The organism is Marivita lacus (assembly GCF_014637725.1).
GTDB lineage: Bacteria > Pseudomonadota > Alphaproteobacteria > Rhodobacterales > Rhodobacteraceae > Marivita > Marivita lacus.
In genome coordinates this window covers 41083-59307 of the sequence record NZ_BMFC01000011.1, presented here as the reverse complement: position 1 = coordinate 59307, position 18225 = coordinate 41083, and the positions used below count along the sequence as shown (strand labels likewise).

The 18225-nt window shown below is 62.5% G+C and carries 22 protein-coding genes; 13 read left to right on the top strand and 9 right to left on the bottom strand.

Features of this window, described 5'->3' with window-relative positions; translation table 11 throughout:
• Window positions 1–8: 8 nt before the first annotated feature.
• From IEV82_RS17550 to IEV82_RS17530, 5 genes are all read left to right on the top strand, one after another.
• Complete coding sequence (locus IEV82_RS17550) at window positions 9–560, top strand: hemerythrin domain-containing protein (RefSeq protein ID WP_188483351.1); 552 nt, start codon at window positions 9–11, stop codon at window positions 558–560.
• Between the two features lie 63 nt (window positions 561–623).
• Window positions 624–1616 carry a methylmalonyl Co-A mutase-associated GTPase MeaB gene (meaB, locus tag IEV82_RS17545; RefSeq protein ID WP_188483349.1) on the top strand — a complete coding sequence of 331 codons (993 nt, stop codon included), beginning with the start codon at window positions 624–626 and terminating at the stop codon, window positions 1614–1616.
• Between the two features lie 195 nt (window positions 1617–1811).
• Window positions 1812–2102: a 50S ribosomal protein L28 gene (gene rpmB, locus IEV82_RS17540; protein ID WP_188483347.1), complete on the top strand. Its 291-nt coding sequence runs from the start codon at window positions 1812–1814 to the stop codon at window positions 2100–2102.
• Between the two features lie 103 nt (window positions 2103–2205).
• Complete coding sequence (locus tag IEV82_RS17535) at window positions 2206–2556, top strand: hypothetical protein (RefSeq protein WP_188483345.1); 351 nt, start codon at window positions 2206–2208, stop codon at window positions 2554–2556.
• A gap of 38 nt (window positions 2557–2594) precedes the next feature.
• A complete protein-coding gene (locus IEV82_RS17530; RefSeq protein ID WP_188483343.1) occupies window positions 2595–3083 on the top strand; it encodes a copper chaperone PCu(A)C in 489 nt (162 codons plus the stop codon).
• Between the two features lie 4 nt (window positions 3084–3087).
• Here IEV82_RS17530 and IEV82_RS17525 read toward each other — a convergent pair whose 3' ends face one another.
• Complete coding sequence (locus IEV82_RS17525) at window positions 3088–3783, bottom strand: NAD-dependent deacylase (protein WP_188483342.1); 696 nt, start codon at window positions 3781–3783, stop codon at window positions 3088–3090.
• 44 nt (window positions 3784–3827) lie between these two features.
• Between IEV82_RS17525 and IEV82_RS17520 the strand changes: the two genes are divergently transcribed.
• A complete protein-coding gene (locus IEV82_RS17520) occupies window positions 3828–4289 on the top strand; it encodes a low molecular weight protein-tyrosine-phosphatase (RefSeq protein ID WP_188483340.1) in 462 nt (153 codons plus the stop codon).
• On the opposite strand, the gene IEV82_RS17515 is transcribed toward IEV82_RS17520, so the two are convergent.
• From IEV82_RS17515 to lepA, 5 genes are all read right to left on the bottom strand, one after another.
• Window positions 4280–4462, bottom strand: coding sequence for a CTP synthetase (locus IEV82_RS17515; protein WP_188483339.1), 183 nt, complete (start codon window positions 4460–4462; stop codon window positions 4280–4282). The two genes, IEV82_RS17520 and IEV82_RS17515, sit on opposite strands and share 10 nt — an antisense overlap.
• 91 nt (window positions 4463–4553) lie before the next feature.
• Window positions 4554–4865: a TraR/DksA family transcriptional regulator gene (locus IEV82_RS17510; RefSeq protein ID WP_188483337.1), complete on the bottom strand. Its 312-nt coding sequence runs from the start codon at window positions 4863–4865 to the stop codon at window positions 4554–4556.
• Between the two features lie 82 nt (window positions 4866–4947).
• Window positions 4948–5616, bottom strand: coding sequence for a hypothetical protein (locus IEV82_RS17505; RefSeq protein ID WP_188483335.1), 669 nt, complete (start codon window positions 5614–5616; stop codon window positions 4948–4950).
• A gap of 384 nt (window positions 5617–6000) precedes the next feature.
• Entirely contained in the window at window positions 6001–6663 is a 663-nt protein-coding gene (locus IEV82_RS17500; RefSeq protein WP_188483333.1) for a hypothetical protein, read from the bottom strand.
• Between the two features lie 118 nt (window positions 6664–6781).
• A complete protein-coding gene (gene lepA / locus IEV82_RS17495) occupies window positions 6782–8584 on the bottom strand; it encodes a translation elongation factor 4 (protein WP_188483331.1) in 1803 nt (600 codons plus the stop codon).
• 176 nt (window positions 8585–8760) lie between these two features.
• Here lepA and IEV82_RS17490 point away from each other — a divergent pair, with 176 nt between their 5' ends.
• Window positions 8761–9108, top strand: a complete 348-nt coding sequence (locus IEV82_RS17490; protein ID WP_188483330.1) for a hypothetical protein — start codon at window positions 8761–8763, stop codon at window positions 9106–9108.
• Here IEV82_RS17490 and IEV82_RS17485 read toward each other — a convergent pair.
• Window positions 9102–9866: an alpha/beta fold hydrolase gene (locus IEV82_RS17485; RefSeq protein ID WP_188483328.1), complete on the bottom strand. Its 765-nt coding sequence runs from the start codon at window positions 9864–9866 to the stop codon at window positions 9102–9104. The two genes, IEV82_RS17490 and IEV82_RS17485, sit on opposite strands and share 7 nt — an antisense overlap.
• 78 nt (window positions 9867–9944) lie before the next feature.
• Here IEV82_RS17485 and IEV82_RS17480 point away from each other — a divergent pair, with 78 nt between their 5' ends.
• From IEV82_RS17480 to IEV82_RS17470, 3 genes are read left to right on the top strand one after another with little or no spacing between them, the layout of a single operon-like run.
• A complete protein-coding gene (locus IEV82_RS17480) occupies window positions 9945–10304 on the top strand; it encodes a hypothetical protein (protein WP_188483326.1) in 360 nt (119 codons plus the stop codon).
• Window positions 10305–10344: 40 nt separating this feature from the next.
• Window positions 10345–11010, top strand: coding sequence for an SDR family NAD(P)-dependent oxidoreductase (locus tag IEV82_RS17475; protein ID WP_188483325.1), 666 nt, complete (start codon window positions 10345–10347; stop codon window positions 11008–11010).
• Window positions 11004–12518 carry a cryptochrome/photolyase family protein gene (locus IEV82_RS17470; RefSeq protein WP_188483323.1) on the top strand — a complete coding sequence of 505 codons (1515 nt, stop codon included), beginning with the start codon at window positions 11004–11006 and terminating at the stop codon, window positions 12516–12518. The genes IEV82_RS17475 and IEV82_RS17470 overlap by 7 nt, the downstream gene beginning before the upstream one ends.
• 42 nt (window positions 12519–12560) lie before the next feature.
• On the opposite strand, the gene IEV82_RS17465 is transcribed toward IEV82_RS17470, so the two are convergent.
• On the bottom strand, window positions 12561–14840 hold the full coding sequence (locus IEV82_RS17465) for an NADP-dependent malic enzyme (RefSeq protein WP_188483321.1): 2280 nt from the start codon (window positions 14838–14840) through the stop codon (window positions 12561–12563).
• 86 nt (window positions 14841–14926) lie between these two features.
• On the bottom strand, window positions 14927–15118 hold the full coding sequence (locus IEV82_RS17460; protein WP_188483319.1) for a DUF3072 domain-containing protein: 192 nt from the start codon (window positions 15116–15118) through the stop codon (window positions 14927–14929).
• 62 nt (window positions 15119–15180) lie between these two features.
• On the opposite strand from IEV82_RS17460, the gene IEV82_RS17455 reads away from it, so the two are divergent.
• The 3 genes from IEV82_RS17455 to IEV82_RS17445 are packed head-to-tail and all read left to right on the top strand — an operon-like array spanning window position 15181 to window position 18130.
• On the top strand, window positions 15181–15633 hold the full coding sequence (locus IEV82_RS17455; protein WP_268236132.1) for a cytidine deaminase: 453 nt from the start codon (window positions 15181–15183) through the stop codon (window positions 15631–15633).
• Window positions 15633–16925: a thymidine phosphorylase gene (locus IEV82_RS17450; RefSeq protein ID WP_188483315.1), complete on the top strand. Its 1293-nt coding sequence runs from the start codon at window positions 15633–15635 to the stop codon at window positions 16923–16925. The genes IEV82_RS17455 and IEV82_RS17450 overlap by 1 nt, the downstream gene beginning before the upstream one ends.
• Window positions 16922–18130 carry a phosphopentomutase gene (locus IEV82_RS17445; protein ID WP_188483310.1) on the top strand — a complete coding sequence of 403 codons (1209 nt, stop codon included), beginning with the start codon at window positions 16922–16924 and terminating at the stop codon, window positions 18128–18130. Before IEV82_RS17450 ends, IEV82_RS17445 begins: the two co-directional genes overlap by 4 nt.
• Window positions 18131–18225: the final 95 nt, after the last annotated feature.

The window sequence follows — 18225 nt, the reverse complement described above, 5'->3', positions numbered from 1 at the left end:
AGGTGACCATGACCGACACGCTGACACTTGAGACCCGCGACGGTCTGCCGGACGCGCTGCGCGTGTTGTTGCAGGACTACCCGCGCGAGACATGGCCCGAGCATGACAATTTCGCCGGGCTGGTCGCGTTCTGGCTGGACCGGCACCTGATGTTCCGGCGGTTGATGACCTCCCTCATCACCGATGCGGAACAGGCGGTGGACCGCAAGATCGACGCGCAGACCCATGCCGGGAAACTCTCGCGATACGGCTCGATGTTGCTGCAGAACCTCCACGGGCACCACCAGATCGAGGACCACCATTATTTCCCGGTGCTTGCCACACGTGAGCCGATCCTCAACCGCGGGTTCGAGTTGCTGGACAGTGACCATCACGCCATGGACGGGTTGCTGAACCGCTTTGCCGATGGCGCGAACGGGGTGATCCAGCGAACACTCGAACCGGGTGCATTCCGCAAGGATCTGCTTGGCTTTCAGGCGATGCTGAACCGGCATCTGATCGACGAGGAAGAGCTGATCGTTCCGGTGATCCTCAAACACGGGCCGGGCGGGCTGGGCTGACGGCTTTACTTGCCCGGCGCGACCGTGGCACATGTGCCACGAGATCAAGACGGAGCCTCGCCCATGGATATCGACGATCTGGCCCGCCGCATTCTGACCGGGGAACGCCGCGCCTTGGCCCGGGCGATCACGCTGGTGGAAAGCGGCCGTGCCGATCACCGGGCCGAGGCGATTGCGCTGTTCGACCGGCTCAAGGGGCATGACCGCGAGGCGTTGCGCATCGGGCTGTCGGGCACGCCGGGTGTGGGCAAATCCACCTTCATCGAATCCTTTGGCCTGATGCTGACGGCGCTTGGACTCAAGGTGGGCGTGCTTGCCGTCGATCCCAGTTCCGCGCGGTCGGGTGGGTCGATCCTTGGTGACAAGACCCGGATGGAACGCCTGTCGCGCGACCCCAACGCGTTCATCCGCCCCTCACCCTCGCAATCGCACCTGGGTGGCGTCGCGCGCCGCACCCGCGAGGCGATCAACCTGTGTGAAGCCGCCGGGTTCGATGTGGTGCTGATCGAAACCGTGGGGGTTGGGCAATCCGAAACGGTTGTGTCCGAAATGTCGGACCTCTTCATCCTGCTGCTCGCCCCGGCGGGGGGAGACGAATTGCAGGGGGTCAAGCGCGGCATCATGGAGATGGCCGACATCATCCTTGTCAACAAGGCAGATGGCGACCTCAAGCCCTCTGCGACCCGCACCTGTGCCGATTACGCGGGTGCGCTCCGGCTCTTGCGCAAGCGGCCGCAGGATCCGCAGGGCTTTCCCAAGGCGATGACGGTCTCGGCGCTCGAGGATACGGGTTTGCAAACTGCCTGGCAGGAAATGCAAAGTCTGACCGACTGGCGCCGCGAGCAGGGCCATTTCGCGGCCCGCCGCGCCGGGCAGGCGCGATTCTGGTTCGAGGCCGAATTGAAACAATCGCTTCTGGCGCGGCTGGAGCGGGAGCCGATGAAAGGCCTGGTCCAATCGTTGGGCCGCGCGGTGGAAGAGGGCCTCAAGACCCCCAGCCAGGCGGCGGACGAGGTGCTGGCCCAGCTTGAAGGGCGTATCCCGACTGTCGCGTGACCGGCCGGAAACGTGGCCCGGCGATGCCGGACCGAAAATACCTGTGGCGAATGTCGCCTTCTGCGGGTGCGGGCCTTGACGGCTATGCCGCATCCCTCTAAGGACAGCCAACGAGATTCCGGGCGCTGCCAGTTGGCGCCCTTTCATATTGGTGGAAGCCTGATCTTCCGCTTCTGATAAAACGAGGATGAACCCATGTCGCGTGTTTGCGAACTGACCGGTAAAGGCCCGATGACTGGCAACAATGTCAGCCATGCCAACAACAAGACACGTCGGCGTTTCCTGCCGAACCTGAACGACGTGACGCTGCAGTCCGAAACGCTCGGCCGTGGCATCAAGATGCGCATTTCCGCCCACGCACTGCGCAGCGTCGATCACCGCGGTGGTCTGGACAAGTTCCTGGCCAAGGCCAAGGACACAGAGCTGTCGGCCAACGCGCTGAAGGTGAAAAAGGAAATCACGAAGGCACAAGCCGCTCAGGCCTGATTGCTTCGGTTTCGAAAATTGGACAGCCTCGCACGGTGACTCCGCGCGAGGCTGTTTCCTTTTGTCGCCTTGTTGGCGGCGGTGCGGTCTGTACCTAGGCTCCATGACATCCCTGCTGCGGCACATCACATCCCTTGGTCTGGCGCTGTTGATCGCATTCACCAGCGTGCAGTTCGCTGCGGCGCGCGGGCAGTCCCCCGCCGTTGGCACGATGGAGATCTGCACCGGCACCGGCCCGGTTCACATTCTCGTGGACGAAAACGGAGAACCGACCGGCGGGGTGATGATCTGCCCCGATTACGCGATGGCGTTCTTTGCCGATCACTTGGGTGTCGTGCCGGACCTGCAACAGGCTGTGCTGTGGCAGGACATCTGGCTGCCCGGCCTTGCCATTGGGGCGCACAGCGCCGCGCCGAGGGTGGCGCAGGCACGGGGGCCGCCGGGACTCGTTTGATATTCACACATTCCTGACATCAAACGAAAGACACCGACATGTTGAAAACCACCCTGATCGCGGGGGCCACCGCCCTGTTCTGCGCGCTGCCTGCCTTTGCCGAAATCACGATTCAAGACGCCTATGCGCGCGCCTCGTCGCCGATGGCCAAGTCCGGCGCGGCGTTCCTGGTGATCCACAATTCCGGCGATGCGGCGGACCGTCTGGTTGCCGTCAGCAGCGAGGCTGCTGCCCGTACCGAACTGCACACCCATCTCGAAGGGGAAAACGGAATCATGCGCATGGTGCATGTCGAGGAGGGATTCGACCTGCCTGCGAATGGCATGATCGCGATGCAGCGTGGCGGCCAGCACGTCATGCTCATGGGCCTGACCGCCCCGATGGAGCAGGGCGCCACTGTTACCGTGACCCTGACCTTCGAAACCGCAGGTGATGTCGTGGTGGAGGTTCCTGTCGATCTGGACCGGCAAGATCACGGCGGCATGGATCATGGTCAAAGCCAAATGAACCAGGGCTCGGGAAGCTGACCGTTCAGGCCAGCAGGCGGTCCACCCATGCGGGGACCGTCTTGCTGGCCAGTCCGGTAATATGATCGTCAAAGGCGTGGGACATGTCGCTGTCGCGCAGGTTCAGCTCCACCGTCGCAGCCCCGGCCATGCGCGCCTCCTGGACAAACCCGGCGGCGGGATAGACCTGCCCGGACGTGCCGATGGCGGCGAACAGGTCGCAGGTTTGCAGCGCGTCAAAGATGTCGTCCATGTGATAGGGCATTTCACCAAACCACACGATGTCCGGCCGTGCCGTGGGCGCGCGACAGGCCGTGCAGGGCTCTCCGACCACCATCTCGGGTGGGGCATCCCAGCGGTGGCCGCAGGACGCGCAGAGCGCGCGGGACAATTCGCCATGCATGTGGATGGCCTGTGCTCCGGCCTTTTCATGAAGACCGTCGACATTCTGCGTCACCAGCACCACCTCGCCGGGGAAGTCCGATTGCAGCCGCGCCAGCGCGTCATGGGCGGCGTTCGGCTTGGCGCTTGCTGCCTGGATGCGCCGCGCGTTGTAGAAGCGGTGCACAAGGTCGGGGTTGCGGGCAAAGGCCTCTGGCGTGGCCACGTCCTCGATCCGGTGCTGGGACCAGAGCCCGCCTTCATCGCGGAATGTGCCCAGCCCGCTTTCGGCCGAGATCCCGGCGCCTGTCAGAATGACGATCCTGTCGATCCGTCGCATCGCGTCCCCTTTCCCGAGCGACCGCAACCGGCTAAGTCACGGACATGACCCATCGTATCCTCTTTGTCTGTCTGGGCAACATCTGCCGGTCCCCCACCGCCGAAGCGGTCACCCGCGCCAAGGCAGCGGCGCGCGGCATGGACGTGATCCTCGACAGCGCGGGCACCGGGGATTGGCACATCGGCAAGCCGCCCTATGGCCCGATGCAGGAGGCCGCCCGCGCCAAGGGCTATGACCTGTCCTCGCTGCGCGCCCGGCAGGTGAGCCGGTCTGATTTCACCGAGTATGACCTGATCGTGGTGATGGACGACGACAACGCCGCCAATCTGGCTGCGCTCGGCCCGGCGGACCGGGTTGCGCTGTTCACGCAATACGCGCAGGACAGCGGCGCTGACCATGTGCCGGACCCGTATTTCACCCGCGATTTCGACGGTGCGCTGGCGCTGATCGAGCACTGCGCGGATGGCTTGCTCGATGCGCTGGAGCGCCCCGCACGTCAGGACTGAGTGATTTCGCGCGCCACGAAATAGCTGACCGGCAGCGCCACGACGGCACCTATAACGGCAGCGATCAGGATGGGCACAAGCGTGTCATAGCCTGCGGTCAGCACCGCGATCACGGCGCTGCCTGCAAGCGTGGTTGCAATGAGCGAATAAAGAATGCCGGCGAGTCGGAGCATCTGAGCCTCCATGTCATCAGGATCGTGTGCTGTATTCCACGATCCCGATATGTCCGCCTTGATGCGGATCAAATCGGCATACAGCAAAGCGTCAGGCGCAGACCCGGCAGAGGGCGGCGGTGGGAACCGCGCTCAACCGTTCATCGGAAATCGGGTCACCGCATTTGACGCAGACACCATATGTTCCGGCCTCGATCCGCCCCAACGCGGCATCGACGCGGTGCAATTCGTCAAGATCGGCCTTGCCAAGCGCTTCGAGCACCTCGTCGCCCTGCCGTTCCGTGGCGCGGTCTTCCCAATCCTGGGGCATCGGATCGTCGAGCGAATCCTCGATCCGGCCAAGCTCTCCGGTGATCTCGGCGCGGCGCTTCTCAAGCATGTCTTTTTGGTGGTTCAGGTCCATGATGGTCTCCCTTTGATCCCGTCATCCTGCCCGACCGGATCGGCCTGCACATTGATGTCGCGCAAGTGAGGCTTTGAAAACGTCAGGGGGTTTCGACCTCGATCACCTGCAATCCGACCTCGCCGATGACCGTGTTCCGCCCCCGGTCGCGGTGCATCAGGGTGCCATCAGCGATATAGAGGTTTTCCACGTCAAAGATGAACGGCCCGATCCCGGTTGACGCGACACGCACCTTGTTGGCGGTGGCAATCGCGTCGCGCCCGCGCAGCGTGACATAGGGGCTGCCCTCGCGGATCAGGGTGAACATGGTCGGGTCGGAATTGGCCGACAGGTTGCTGACGATATAGAGGATCTCGTCGTAGTCGGTGATCCGTTCGACCTGGAAATGGCACACGCCCTCGTAGCCCCCCAGCGCCACGGCGGTCAGCCCGGCCACCGCCAATGTGACCGGTGCCGTGACGATGGCACCGGCGGCTGTCGCGGCCCCACCGGCGCCCGTGGCAAGGCTGGTGCCCGCCGCTGTGACGCTGCTGAGGCCGGTGCTGATCATGCTGACGCCGGACACGGGGTTTTCCAGCGTATAGGTGCCCACGGCGCGAATGCCTTCGGTGGTCACGGAGGCCACGGTTCCGGCAGTGGACTTGGCGGCTTGCCCGGCCTTTCCGGCAAGGATGCTGGGGCGGTAATCGCACACATCCGCCGTGGCGGCCTGCGCGACAAGGGTAAGGGCGGCGATGAGAATCGGGCGCATTGGTGATTGGTCCTGCTCGTGTTTTTTTGCCACAATAGCAGAGTGTCGCGCAGCAGAGCAGGGGGTGTTCGGTCACATCACCGGGAGAGGCGGAAGGTTGCGCAGGCTGGGGACTGTCTGGAGCAGGGCAGCGGCTGGCCGCGGCCTGCCGCGCATCGGCCTGAGGTCGCCACTTTATGCCGGGCAGATCCGGACGACCTCAATCCCCGCGCTTGCGGCACCAAAGCGGCTGGCCGGGGGGCGGCCATCCGCTGCCCGAGGGCGCTGCGCGCTGTTCCTCGGGCGGGGTCGTAGGATGCGTGTTCACACGCACGTTTTGAAGGGTCGAAATTGGTGCGTGAGATCACGCACCCTACGCCGCTGAGAGTGCGCAATTCCAATTTTTCAGGATTTCCTTGCAGCGCTTAATGCGCGCATTACAAGGTTAAAAGTTGGCCAGTCCACTTGGTGGTGCTGATGTTCGCGAAAGTGGTCTTCCAGAATTATCGCTGTCGCATCAACATCATTAAAAAAATCTAATTGCTTGCTCTGCAGAGCCTCACCTTCATAAAAAAGTTCTTTGATATCTATAAAGGAATGAGCGAATTGGTCTCTTGTAGACTTGATCGCGCGCAGCTTTTTCTCTGTTTCTTTATCGATCTTCCCCCCCTCTTTTAGGATCTTCAGTCTTTCGGAGAAAGTCTCTGTTTTTTCATCGTAGGAGGGATCCAAGTGATACTTTGGAAACTTACATAGGAAATAAATAACGTATTCAAAGAAAGTGAATATACGTCGAAGGTGGTTCGTCGTCAGCTTGAGGTTATCTCTAAGGAAGGTGGATCCTGCCTCCCTTTCCATTCTGTCTGACAGAACTAGTCTATTTAAAGACAGACTAATATTAAGTTCGTCAGAGATTAAAAAGACTGTTGTGGTATTCGCTGCAGCCCGCAGGCTCGTATTTAAGTCACGCAGCGCCCCACCACTGACACTCTCGTCAAAGAAATCCGCTATTTGAGCTTCTCCCTTCGACGCTGTCCGCAACGTGTCAATTATTAATTTGTTTGCCACAATTGACCTCAATTCTTGGGCGAAGTCTTTGGTAGCGCACCATTGCAAAACGCCCTTGACTTCACATCAAGGGAACAACATCGATTGTGTCTATCACATTCGCTGCTCGACAAAGCCCTCAACTATCCATCTTCAATGCCGAGATGAACGCTTCCTGCGGGATCTCGACCTTGCCGAACTGGCGCATCTTCTTCTTGCCCGCCTTCTGCTTTTCCAGAAGCTTCTTCTTCCGGGTGGCGTCGCCGCCATAGCATTTGGCGGTCACGTCCTTGCGCAGGGCGGACAGGGTTTCGCGGGCGATCACCTTGCCACCGATGGCGGCCTGGATCGGGATCTTGAACATGTGGCGCGGAATCAGGTCCTTGAGCTTTTCGCACATGGCGCGGCCCCGCGTCTCGGCGCGGTCGCGGTGGACCATCATCGACAGCGCATCAACGGGCTCGTCGTTCACCAGCACCTGCATCTTGACGAGGTTGTCCTCGCGGTAGCCGATCATCTGGTAGTCAAAGCTGGCGTAGCCCTTGGTCACCGATTTCAGGCGGTCGTAGAAATCGAACACCACCTCGTTGAGCGGCAGGTCATAGACCACCATTGCGCGGCTGCCGACATAGGTCAGGTCAAGCTGCAGACCGCGCCGGTCCTGGCAGAGCTTGAGCACATCGCCCAGATATTCATCCGGAACGAGGACCGACGCCTTGATGCGCGGCTCTTCGATATGGTCGATGGTCGACGGATCGGGCATGTCGGCGGGGTTGTGCAGTTCGAGCATTTCGCCGTCGCGGGTGTGGACGTGATAGATCACCGAGGGCGCGGTGGTGATCAGGTCGATGTCATACTCGCGCTCCAGACGGTCGCGCACCACTTCGAGGTGCAGCAGCCCGAGGAACCCGCAGCGGAAGCCGAAACCAAGCGCCGCCGAGGTTTCCATCTCGAAGGTGAAGGACGCATCGTTCAGCGCCAGCTTCTCCATCGCGTCGCGCATGTCCTCGAAATCATTGGCGTCCACCGGGAACAGCCCGCAGAACACTACGGGAATCGACGGCTTGAAGCCGGGCAGGGGGGTCTCGCAGCCCTTTTTCTCGGTCGTGATCGTGTCACCCACGCGGGTGTCGCTGACCTGCTTGATCTGCGCGGTGATATAGCCGATCTCGCCCGGTCCCAGTTCCTTGATCTCCTGCATCGCGGGGCGGTAGACGCCGATCCGGTCGATGTCATAGGTGCCGCCGGTCTTCATCATCTTGATGCGCTGGCCCTTGCGCAGGACTCCGTCGATGACGCGCACGATGACCACGACACCGAGATAGGAATCATACTTGCTGTCCACCAGCATCGCCCTGAGAGGCTTGTTCGCGTCGCCCTCATGCGGCGGCGGCAGGCGCTTGACGATGGCCTCCAGCACGGCGGGAATGCCGACGCCGGTCTTGGCCGAAATCTCCAGCGCTTCGGAGGCGTCGATGCCGATCACATCCTCGATCTGTTCCTTGACGCGCGCAGGTTCGGACGCGGGCAAGTCGATCTTGTTGAGCACCGGCACGATCTCGTGGTCGGCATCGATGGCGGTATAGACATTGGCCAGCGTCTGCGCTTCCACACCTTGCGTTGCATCCACCACCAGCAACGATCCTTCGACCGCGCGCATCGACCGGGACACCTCGTAGGCGAAGTCCACGTGTCCGGGCGTGTCGATCAGGTTGAGGATATACACCTCACCATCATCGGCCTTGTATTCGATGCGGACCGTGTTGGCCTTGATCGTGATGCCGCGCTCGCGCTCGATATCCATCGAGTCGAGAAGCTGCTCCTTCATCTCCCGTGCCGTCACGGTGTTCGTGGACTGGATCAGCCGGTCGGCCAGGGTGGATTTCCCGTGGTCGATATGGGCAACAATGGAGAAATTGCGGATGTGCGAAAGCTCTGTCATGGCTCGGATATGATGCGGTTTCGGGGTCTGGTCAAGGTGGCGTGACAGCTTGGGCCCGCTTGACAAAAGGTGATTTGAATCCAACTGGCCTTTCGGGCATATTTCCCCCAGGCAAATGGCTGCAACACCGGGCATAAGACCCGGGGCGCGGCCTTGAGTAGGTGAGATCAGGCGTCATGAAATTCTGGACAGCACTCTTGGTAACGGCATTGGTTGCGGGATGCGGCGGAAACCGGTTCGATCGCGACGACACGGGCGCGGTCACGCGGTTCTCGACCGGCCCGATCAGCCGCGCCTGCCTGTCCTCGGATCGCAGGGCGCGCAATTCCCGTTTGTGTGGCTGCATCCAAACCGTCGCCAACAGTTCCCTCTCGGGCGCGGACCAGCGCAAGGCGTCGCAGTTCTTTTCCGACCCGCAGCGCGCACATGAGACGTGGATGTCGCAGTCGCCGGCGGATGACGCCTTCTGGGAGCGCTACAAGGCCTTTGCCGCGCGCTCCGAAAATTCCTGTCGCGGTTACTGATCCCGGTCGAGAAAGGCCCGCACCGACGCTTCGAACTCGCGTGGCTTTTCGGCGTGCAGCCAGTGCCCAGCGCCCGGTATCTTTGCGAACCGCGCTTTGGGAAACAGCGTTTTGATCGTCGGACGGGCGTCGGGTGTCACGTAGTCCGACTGCGCGCCGGACAGAAACAGCACCGGCTTGTCAAAACTGCCGCCGATCTGCGGAAAGCCAAGGATCTTCGGCATCTCGGCCGCCAGCGTATCGAGGTTCAGCTTCCAGCGTTTGTCCTTCACGTCCAGCGACTGGGTAAAGAACGCCTGCAAGGTCGGATCATCGACCAGCCGGGCCAGTTGCTCGGATGCGTCCGACCGTTTCTCGACGCTGGACAGGTCGACCGCGCGCATCGCCTCGATGAACTGGATCTGCGAATGGGTGTAGGTGACCGGCGCGATATCGGCCACGATCAGCCGCTCCACCAGCTCGGGTCGCGTCAGCGCCAGAACCATCGCCGCCTTGCCGCCCATCGAATGGCCGATCACATCGACCGGGCCACCCTGCGCCGTGATGACTTCGGCCAGATCACCAGCCATATCTTCGTAGCTGTGGCTTTCGGACCAGAAACTGTCGCCGTGATTGCGCTGGTCCACGGCGATCACCGGACCCCGATCCGAAAGGCGTTTGGCGATCACGCCCCAGTTGCGACCGGACCCGTAAAGCCCGTGCACGATAAGGACCGGGCGGGCGGAACCGGTCGAGTCTGTAAACACTGTGTTCAGCATTCGCGCTGCATACTGCGCCACAACTGTCTTGAGCAAGAGGAGAAGGGGACGTAAGTTGACGCAATGGAACATGTAAAGATGATCAAGTCCAACGCCGATGCGTTGCGGACCCTGATGGCAAAGCGGCTGGGTCTCAAGCGCGGGTCGCTGTCGCGCCGCGTCGCGAAGGCCGGTCGTCGTTTGCCGTCAGGTGTGCTTCGGGATATCGGCATCGTCGCCGAGGCGGAAAAGATGTCGCGCAATCCCAAGCTGGCGATGCGCCTTGATCCCAACGCCACCAAAAGCGCCTATGACCGCGCGGCCACCCATCTCAAGGCGATCGACGTGATGGACCGCCGCAAGGGCATCGCATTGTCGGTGCTGGGCAGCATGGCGTTCAACCTGCTTGCGGCGATGACCCTGCTGATCGTTGTTCTGCGGTGGCGCGGGCTGGTCTGACCCGTTGACCGGTTGATCCGCCACCCTAGATGGCGGGGTCATGGAAAACGCACTCATCATCGGGTCAAGCGGCGGCATCGGCTCTGCTTTGACAGACACTCTCACCACACGCGGCGTGACCGTCACAGGCCTGTCGCGCAGCCGCGACGGCCTGGACGTGACCGACGAGGCCAGCGTGGAACAGGCGCTGGGCGCGCTTGAAGGGCCGTTCGACCTGATTTTCGTCGCCACCGGCGCTTTGGAGATCGACGGGGCGGAGCCGGAAAAGAGCCTGCGCCACATCACGGCAGAGGCGATGATCGACCAGTTCAAGCTGAACACGGTCGGGCCCTCGCTGGTTCTGAAACACGCGATGCGGCTCTTGCCGCGCAAGGGTCGGTCGGTTTTTGCCGCCCTGTCGGCGCGCGTCGGCTCCATCGGCGACAACAATCTGGGCGGCTGGTACAGCTACCGGACCTCGAAGGCGGCGCTGAACCAGATGCTGCACGGGGCTGCCATCGAACTTGGGCGCACTCACAAAGACCTGATCTGCGTCGCGCTGCATCCCGGCACCGTCGAGACGTCGTTTACCGAGAAGTACGTGGCCAACCACCCGACAGTGCCCGCGCCCGAGGCGGCGCAAAATCTGCTCTCTGTGCTGGATGGCCTGACCCCCGAGCAGACAGGCAAGTTTTTTGACTGGCAGGGCAAGGAGGTGCCGTGGTGACCCGCCTTGTCCTGGTCCTGGGCGACCAGCTGACCGACACGCTCTCGGCCCTGGACGCGGCGGACAAATCCTCAGACGTGGTGGTGATGGCCGAGGTGTCGGAAGAAGCCACCTATGTCCAGCATCACCCCAAGAAGATCGCGTTCATCTTTGCCGCCATGCGCAAATTCGCGGCCAGCTTGAAGGATGAGGGCTGGGACGTGCGGTATACCCGGCTAGACGACCCCGAAAACGCAGGCTCCATCCCAGGCGAACTGTTGCGCCGGGCCGATGAGACCGGCGCAACCGAAGTGATCGCCACCCAGCCGGGCGAATGGCGCCTGATCGAAGCGCTTGAGGACATGCCGCTCAAGCTGAGCATGAAACACGACACCCGTTTCGTCAGCACGCAGGAGGAATTCGAAACTTGGGCCGAAGGGCGCAAGGCGCTGCGGATGGAATATTTCTACCGCGACATGCGTCGCAAGACCGGCCTTTTGATGGATGGCGACCAACCCGAGGGCGGCAAGTGGAACTACGATGCCGAGAACCGCAAGCCCGCGCCCGATGATATCGCCTTTTCGGGCCCGATGCAGTTCACGCCGGACGATACCGTCAACGCGGTGCTCGACCTTGTGGAGGCACGCTTCGGCAATTCCTTCGGAACGCTGCGCCCCTTCCATTTCGGCACCGATCAGGAACAGGCCCGGCGCGCGCTGACGCACTTCATCACCTACGCGCTGCCCCGGTTCGGCGACTACCAGGACGCGATGCTCAACGACAATCGCTTCCTCTATCACGCGCTGATCTCACCCTACCTGAATGTCGGGCTGCTGGACCCGCTTGAAGTCTGCAAGGCGGCCGAAGAGGCGTACAAGGATGGGCATGCGCCGCTCAACGCGGTCGAAGGGTTCATCCGTCAGATCATCGGCTGGCGCGAATATGTGCGTGGCATCTATTTCCGCGAAGGCCCGGACTACACCCGCCGCAATGCGCTCAACCACCAGCGCAAGTTGCCCGATTTCTACTGGACCGGCGACACCGACATGAACTGCCTGTCCAAGGCGATCACCCAGACCAGGGAAGAGGCCTATGCCCACCACATTCAGCGGCTGATGGTGACCGGCAATTTCGCGCTTCTGGCGGGGGTCGATCCGCACGAGGTGCATGAGTGGTATTTGCGTGTCTATATCGACGCTTTCGAATGGGTCGAGGCACCCAACGTGGTGGGCATGAGCCAGTTCGCCGATGGCGGGATCATCGCGTCCAAGCCCTATGTGTCGTCGGGCGCCTATATCAACCGGATGTCGGATTACTGCAAACCCTGCCGATACAAGGTGCAGGACAAGACCGGCAAGGATGCCTGCCCGTTCAACACGCTCTATTGGCATTTTCTCGACCGGCACGCCGACAGGTTCGCAAAGAACCAGCGGATGGCCCAGATATACGCCAATTGGAAGCGGATGGATCAGGACCGTAAGGATACGATCCTGTCCGAGGCCGAGGCGTTTCTCGACGGGTTGGGCTAGGGTTTCGGGCCACACCGAAACCACGCGGCGTTGACGCCCCGATCAGCCGTAGCGCGCCACCGGCGTTCCCGCGATCGCTGCCATGTTCAGCAAACCGCGCGCGGTGATGCCCTGCGTGACCACATGCGCCCGGTTGCCCATGCCCATCAGGATCGGCCCCACTTCAAGCCCACCTGCGCGCATCTTGAGGATGTTGCGCACTGCCGACGCTGCATCGGCATGGCCGAAAATCAGCACGTTGGCGACGCCCTCCATCCGGTTGCCCGGCAGCAGACGGTCCCGCAATTCGGGATCAAGGGCCGCATCCACGTTCATCTCGCCCTCGTAGCAGAAATCACGCGGTTCGGCATCCAGAATGGCAATGGCTTCGCGCAGCCGCTGGCCGGACCCTTCTTCCTGGTTGCCGAATTGCGATTGCGAACAAAAGGCGATGTTCGGCGTCAGGCCAAAGCGGCGCACATGCCGTGCGGCGCCGATGGCGGTCTGAGCAAGTTCCTCGGGCGTCGGCCGCGACCGCACATGGGTGTCCGCAATGAAGAGCGGCCCGTCTTCGAGGATCATCATGCTCAGCGCGCCATGCGGCGAGTGCTGTTCGGTCCCCAGAACCTGCGTCACGTAGTTCAGATGCCAGCGGAATTCCCCGAACGTGCCGCAGATCAGGCTGTCGGCCTCGTCGCGATGCACCATGACTGCGCCGATGGCGGTGGTGTTGGTGCGCATGATCGCGCGGGCCAGATCGGGCGTCACACCGCGCCGGGCCATGATCTTGTGATAGGTTTCCCAGTAATCGCGATAGCGCGGGTCGTTTTCCGGGTTCACCAGCGTGAAATCCCGGTCCGGGCGAATCTCCAGCCCCAGCCGTTCGCAGCGGCTCGCGATCACGTCGGGACGTCCGATCAGGATCGGGGTCTCGGTGGTTTCTTCAAGGATCGCCTGCGCCGCGCGCAAGACCCGTTCATCCTCACCCTCGGCAAAGACGATCCGCCGCGCACCGGTGGCGGCGGCATCGAAAACCGGACGCATGAGCATCGCGGATTTGTAGACGCTCGCGTCCAGCTTGGCCTTGTACGCCTTGAGGTCGTCGAGCGGCCGCAGCGCCACGCCCGATTCCATCGCCGCCTGCGCCACGGCGGTCGACACCACACCCGACAGGCGCGGATCGAACGGTTTGGGGATCAGGTAATCTGGGCCAAAAGTGAGCTGTTCACCGCGATAGGCCGCAGCCGCCTCTGCGCTTGTGGTCGCGCGAGCCAGCTTGGCGATGCCTTCGACGCAGGCGATCTGCATGGCGTCGTTGATCTCGGTCGCACCCACATCCAGCGCGCCACGAAAAATGAACGGGAAACACAGCACGTTATTGACCTGATTGGGAAAATCGCTGCGTCCCGTCGCCATGATCGCGCCCGGTGCAACCTCGCGCACCTCGTCGGGAAGGATCTCGGGCGTCGGGTTGGCCAGCGCAAAGATGATCGGGCGATCCGCCATCTTGGCCACCATTTCGGGCGTCAGCACCCGTGGTCCGCTCAGTCCCAGGAACAGATCGGCCCCGTCGATGACATCATCCAGCATGCGCAGATCGCTTTTCTGGGCAAAGGCCGCCTTCTGCGGGTTCATGTCCTCGGCACGGCCCTCGTAGACCAGCCCGTGAATGTCGCAAAGCCAGATGTTCTCGCGCTTCACACCCAGCTTGACCAGCATGTTCAGACAGGCAATGCCCGCAGCACCACCGCCGGTGGACACGATCTTGATATCCTCGAACGCCTTGCCCGACACGTAGAGCGCGTTGGTCGCAGCGGCCCCCACCACGATGGCGGTGCCGTGCTGATCGTCATGGAAAACCGGAATGTTCATCCGCTCGCGGCACAGCTTCTCGACGATGAAACAGTCGGGCGCCTTGATGTCTTCGAGGTTGATTGCGCCGAACGTCGGCTCCAGCGCGCAGACGATAGCGGCCAGCTTTTCGGGATCGCTCTCGTTCACCTCGATGTCGAAACAGTCGATATTAGCGAATTTCTTGAACAGGACCGCCTTGCCCTCCATCACCGGCTTGGAGGCCAACGCGCCGATATTGCCCAATCCCAGAACAGCGGTGCCATTGGTCACAACCGCAACCAGATTGCCCTTGGCGGTGTAGCGCGCCGCATTGGTCGGATCGGCCTTGATCTCGAGGCAGGCTTCGGCCACGCCCGGACTATAGGCGCGGGCCAAGTCGCGACCGTTCGCAAGCGGCTTTGTCGCGCGGATCTCAAGCTTACCGGGCTTGGGATACTCGTGGTAGAAAAGTGCCGCCTGACGCAGCGTTTCGTTGGTGTTGTCCGACATGAAATTGCCCCCCGCTCAATTTGGTTTAGGGGTAAACCTTTTGCGAGCGGAGGGAAAGGGCGCTCAGTTGTCCCTGTGCAAGAAGCTTAGTTCAGATATTCCTGAAGATGGGCGATGCGCCGCTCGGCCTGTCTGCGGGTCAGACTGCCATCAAAGGGCTCGTCCGCCTTGCTGGTCAGTTCGCGCAGCTTGACGGCCTGTTTTTCGGTCATCCGCTCTTCGGGATCGGGCCCCAATCCAAGCGAGGGATCAAGAGCGATGCTGTTGTAAAGTGGCATGTCTGGTCTCCTTTGTTTTGCTGCAAAAACGCGGACGTCGGGTCGCGGGTTCCCGCCAACCCTTGCAATCGGGCGCGCAGGCTCGCAATCATGCGGGCCAATGTGATGGGGACAGAAACGATATGGACTTGAAGACCGCAGCTCGACAGGTGCGCGAAAACGCCTACGCGCCTTATTCGAATTTCAAGGTCGGAGCGGCGCTGCGTGCGGAAAACGGCAGCGTTTATGTGGGCTGCAACGTCGAAAACGTGGCCTATCCCGAAGGCACCTGTGCCGAAGCCGGAGCGATTGCCGCGATGATCGCCTCCGGCGCGCACCGGATCGCCGAGGTCTACGTGATCGCCGACAGCCCCGACCCGGTGCCGCCCTGTGGCGGGTGCCGTCAGAAACTGTCGGAATTCGCCGGGCGCGATGTGCCGGTGACGCTGGCCACAACCGACGGGGCTGAGTTCCGCACCTCGGTGGGCGACCTCTTGCCCGGTGCATTCGATGCGGGCCATATGGACCGCAGCTGATGGATGCCCGCGCGATCATCGCAACCCTGCGCAGGGGCGGCACGCCCGATGCCGATGCGCTGACATGGTTCGCGCAAGGGCTGGCCGACGGGTCTGTCACCGACGCACAGGCCGGGGCCTTTGCGATGGGTGTGTGCCTGAACGGTCTGGATGGTGCGGGCCGCGCCGCCCTGACCGCCGCCATGCGCGACAGCGGCAAGGTCCTGCACTGGGATCTGGATGCGCCGGTTCTGGACAAGCATTCCACTGGCGGCGTTGGCGATTGTGTCAGCCTGATCCTTGCGCCTGCGCTGGCGGCCTGCGGGGTCTACGTGCCGATGATCTCAGGCCGGGGGCTGGGCCATACCGGCGGCACGCTGGACAAGCTCGATGCCATTCCCGGCCTGCGCACCACCTTGACCGAAGACCAGTTTCGCCAGGTCGTGTCCAAGGTTGGCTGCGCCATCGTCAGCGCCAGCGCCGATATCGCCCCCGCTGACAAGCGGCTTTACGCGATCCGCGACGTGACCGCGACAGTCGAAAGCCTTGATCTCATAACCGCCTCGATCCTGTCCAAGAAACTCGCGGCGGGGCTTCAGGGGCTGGTGCTTGACGTGAAATGCGGATCGGGGGCGTTCATGAAAACTGCGGATGATGCGCGATCACTTGCCCGCGCGCTGGTCGATACCGCCAATGCCACCGGCTGTCCCACATCCGCGCTTATCACCGACATGTCGCAGCCACTGGCCCCCAGCCTTGGCAACGCGCTCGAAGTCATCGACGTGATGCGCGTCCTGACCGGGGCTGCGTCCGGCAGGCTGCTGGACCTGACGGTCGCCTTGGGTGGTGTGCTGCTCGAACAGGCGGGGATGGCCGACGGGCAGGCAAAAATCCGCGAAGCGATCACCACCGGGGCCGCAGCCGAAAAATTCGGCGCGATGGTCTGCGCGATGGGCGGTCCCGTCCGGTTTGTCGAAGACTGGGCGCGCTTCCTGCCCGAAGCACCCGTGATCCGCGAAGTCACCGTACCCGAGACCGGCACCGTGACAGCGATTGACGGAGAGGCGCTGGGCCTGACCGTCGTGGCGCTGGGGGGCGGTCGTCAGGTCGAAACCGACATCGTTGACCCCGCTGTCGGCCTCAGCGACGTGGTCTCCATCGGCGACGCGGTGCAAAAGGGCCAACCGCTGGCGCGCATCCACGCCGCCCGCGAAAGTCAGGCCGACGCCGCCGAAAAAGCCGTGCGCGCGGCGATCACCATTGGCGGCGGTCCGGTCACGGCACCAACCCTTGTGCTGGAGCAAATCACATGAGCCGCGCCTTCCTTGTCGTCATGGATTCAGTGGGCATCGGCGGTGCGCCCGACGCGGATCAGTTCTTCAACGACCACATACCCGATACCGGCGCAAACACGCTGCTGCACATCGCGCAGGCCTGCGCGAACGGCGAGGCCGAGGTCGGGCGCAGCGGCTCCTTGCGCTTGCCGACGCTCGATGCGCTGGGCCTTGGCCGGGCTGTCGAACTGGCTTGCGGAGAGCCGCCACCGGGGTTTGACGCCACACCGAACGGTCGCTGGGGTGCCGCGACCGAGATCTCCAGGGGCAAGGACACGCCCTCGGGTCATTGGGAGCTCGCGGGCCTGCCCGTGCCGTGGGACTGGACCTATCTGCCCGACACGGTGCCGTCCTTTCCGCCCGACATAACGGCGCGGATCTGCGAACTGGCGGACACCGACGGCATCCTGGGCAATTGCCACAGCAACGGGATCAAGGTGATCGAAACCTTCGGTGCAGAACACCTGCGCACCGGCAAGCCGATCTGCTACACCTCTGCCGACAGCGTCGTCCAGATCGCCGCCCATGAAGAGGCGTTTGGCCTCGACCGACTGCTGAAGCTCTGCGCAGACCTTGCGCCGATGTGCCACCAGCGCCGCATCGGCCGCGTGATCGCGCGGCCTTTCGTTGGGCAGGAGGATGATTTCGAACGCACCACCAACCGCCGCGACTATGCCATCGTGCCACCAGAACCCGTGCTCACGAACTGGGTGCAGGACGCCGGGCAGCGCGTTATCGGCATTGGCAAGATCGGTGATATCTTGTCCATGGCGGGCATCGACGAGGTGCACAAGGGCTCTGACGCGGAACTGATGCAACACCTCGCGCACCAGATCGACACCGCGCCGCAAGGGGCGCTGATCTTTGCCAATTTCGTGGAATTCGACAGCAAATACGGCCACCGCCGCGATGTGTCGGGCTATGCGCGTGCGCTCGAGTGGTTTGACGCGGAACTTGCCACTCTGCTTCCAAGGCTCAAAGCCGATGACCTGTTGCTCATCACCGCGGATCATGGCAACGACCCCACGTGGATCGGCACGGACCACACCCGCGAACGTGTGCCCGTGCTGATTGCCGGGGCCGGCACGGGCGAAATCGGCCATGTGGGATTCGTGGACGTGGCCGCCAGCATCGCCGAACATCTGGGTGTTGTGGCAAGAGGATCGGGGCGGAGTTTCCTGTGATGGATGAAGAACAACTGGATCGCATGCGCCGCGGCATGGACGAAGAGCAACTCGACCGCATGCGCCGCGGCATGGACGAAGAGCAACTCGACAGC

Coding starts and splice junctions, on each gene's coding strand:
- IEV82_RS17550 (WP_188483351.1), top strand. CDS start 9: ATGACCGACACGCTGACACTTGAGACCCGCGACGGTCTGCCGGACGCG.
- meaB (WP_188483349.1), top strand. CDS start 624: ATGGATATCGACGATCTGGCCCGCCGCATTCTGACCGGGGAACGCCGC.
- rpmB (WP_188483347.1), top strand. CDS start 1,812: ATGTCGCGTGTTTGCGAACTGACCGGTAAAGGCCCGATGACTGGCAAC.
- IEV82_RS17535 (WP_188483345.1), top strand. CDS start 2,206: ATGACATCCCTGCTGCGGCACATCACATCCCTTGGTCTGGCGCTGTTG.
- IEV82_RS17530 (WP_188483343.1), top strand. CDS start 2,595: ATGTTGAAAACCACCCTGATCGCGGGGGCCACCGCCCTGTTCTGCGCG.
- IEV82_RS17525 (WP_188483342.1), bottom strand. CDS start 3,783: ATGCGACGGATCGACAGGATCGTCATTCTGACAGGCGCCGGGATCTCG.
- IEV82_RS17520 (WP_188483340.1), top strand. CDS start 3,828: ATGACCCATCGTATCCTCTTTGTCTGTCTGGGCAACATCTGCCGGTCC.
- IEV82_RS17515 (WP_188483339.1), bottom strand. CDS start 4,462: ATGCTCCGACTCGCCGGCATTCTTTATTCGCTCATTGCAACCACGCTT.
- IEV82_RS17510 (WP_188483337.1), bottom strand. CDS start 4,865: ATGGACCTGAACCACCAAAAAGACATGCTTGAGAAGCGCCGCGCCGAG.
- IEV82_RS17505 (WP_188483335.1), bottom strand. CDS start 5,616: ATGCGCCCGATTCTCATCGCCGCCCTTACCCTTGTCGCGCAGGCCGCC.
- lepA (WP_188483331.1), bottom strand. CDS start 8,584: ATGACAGAGCTTTCGCACATCCGCAATTTCTCCATTGTTGCCCATATC.
- IEV82_RS17490 (WP_188483330.1), top strand. CDS start 8,761: ATGAAATTCTGGACAGCACTCTTGGTAACGGCATTGGTTGCGGGATGC.
- IEV82_RS17485 (WP_188483328.1), bottom strand. CDS start 9,866: ATGCTGAACACAGTGTTTACAGACTCGACCGGTTCCGCCCGCCCGGTC.
- IEV82_RS17480 (WP_188483326.1), top strand. CDS start 9,945: ATGATCAAGTCCAACGCCGATGCGTTGCGGACCCTGATGGCAAAGCGG.
- IEV82_RS17475 (WP_188483325.1), top strand. CDS start 10,345: ATGGAAAACGCACTCATCATCGGGTCAAGCGGCGGCATCGGCTCTGCT.
- IEV82_RS17465 (WP_188483321.1), bottom strand. CDS start 14,840: ATGTCGGACAACACCAACGAAACGCTGCGTCAGGCGGCACTTTTCTAC.
- IEV82_RS17460 (WP_188483319.1), bottom strand. CDS start 15,118: ATGCCACTTTACAACAGCATCGCTCTTGATCCCTCGCTTGGATTGGGG.
- IEV82_RS17450 (WP_188483315.1), top strand. CDS start 15,633: ATGGATGCCCGCGCGATCATCGCAACCCTGCGCAGGGGCGGCACGCCC.
- IEV82_RS17445 (WP_188483310.1), top strand. CDS start 16,922: ATGAGCCGCGCCTTCCTTGTCGTCATGGATTCAGTGGGCATCGGCGGT.